This is a genomic window from Bacteroides sp. AM10-21B (assembly GCF_003472565.1).
Taxonomy (GTDB): Bacteria; Bacteroidota; Bacteroidia; order Bacteroidales; family Bacteroidaceae; genus Bacteroides; species Bacteroides propionicigenes.
On the sequence record NZ_QRME01000020.1, the window covers coordinates 1 to 1,029 of the forward strand.

Consider the following 1,029-nt stretch of genomic DNA (forward strand, 5'->3'; position numbering starts at 1 on the left):
AACCTGTTGGCGGAATTAATTTAGTGCATACTTAATTCTGCCAATGGGCTTGTCGTTAATGAAGTTTACGTATTGCAGAATGGTAAGTGCACTAATTTTGCCAATGATTCTGGCAAACAAACCATTCGTTATTTTCGCGTAGTTCCTGATGACCAAGAACTGGTCTGTAAGTTGTGAGAATATTGTCTCAATCCTCTTTCTTGCCTTTGCAAACGGAATGAATGTCGGTTTCCAATCCTTTTGGTTGAGCCGATACGGACACTCCAGTCTTATGTGTGCGGTTTCGAACAAGTCAAGCTGTACGTCAGCTCCAATATACCCTTTGTCACCATAGATGCTACAGTCGTGATAAGTATGTTTTACATCCTTCATATAATGGAGGTCAGCCACACTTGCCTTTGACAGATCATAGGAATGGATAACTCCACTTAACCCACAGAGAGCGTGTAACTTATAACCAAAATAATACGTGTTCTGCGAAGCACAGAAGCCGAAGTCGGGAGCTTGCGAGAAATTGCCGGCACGCCCCATCTTGCAACGTTTTCCTCTTGCAACCCTACAGACCTCTATCGGCTTGGAGTCAACAAAGAATTGTTCCTCTCCGCCATCCATTTCCATGGCAATCCGCTTGCGCAGTTCCTCACACAGGCCTGACGTTTTCTTCCTGCGGTCATTGAACTGTCTCCTTGATATGAGATTGGGAATGCTGTCCTTGTATTCTTGCAATTTATAGTCGAACAACCACTTCTCACTATCAATGCTCTCGGTCTCTGCCGTCAGGGATAGCGCCACCACTTCCAAATCCGAAAACTTGGGAACAGGACCACGACGTGGAACATTACCCGAATCATTGACGAGATTTTCAGAGAATTGCTTGCATATCTCAAGTATTTTGACGAATTTTGCATAAAGGTTGTACATACGATGGTTTGAACTTAATGTTTTAATCACCACTAAGTTACTAAAAATCAGCGACATGTACAACTTTTTACTCATATTTATCAACTTAAATTAATTCCGCCAACGGGT

The 1,029-nt window shown here is 42.8% G+C and carries 1 protein-coding gene; it reads right to left on the reverse strand.

All coding sequences use genetic code 11. From position 1 onward, the window contains the following. Positions 1-15: 15 nt before the first annotated feature. On the reverse strand, positions 16-996 hold the full coding sequence (locus DW121_RS15495) for an IS982-like element IS1187 family transposase (RefSeq protein ID WP_032536584.1): 981 nt from the start codon (positions 994-996) through the stop codon (positions 16-18). Positions 997-1,029: the final 33 nt, after the last annotated feature.

Bases quoted from the DNA above. Each gene is read 5' to 3' on its own strand.
- DW121_RS15495 (WP_032536584.1), bottom strand. From the start codon at position 996: ATGAGTAAAAAGTTGTACATGTCGCTGATTTTTAGTAACTTAGTGGTG.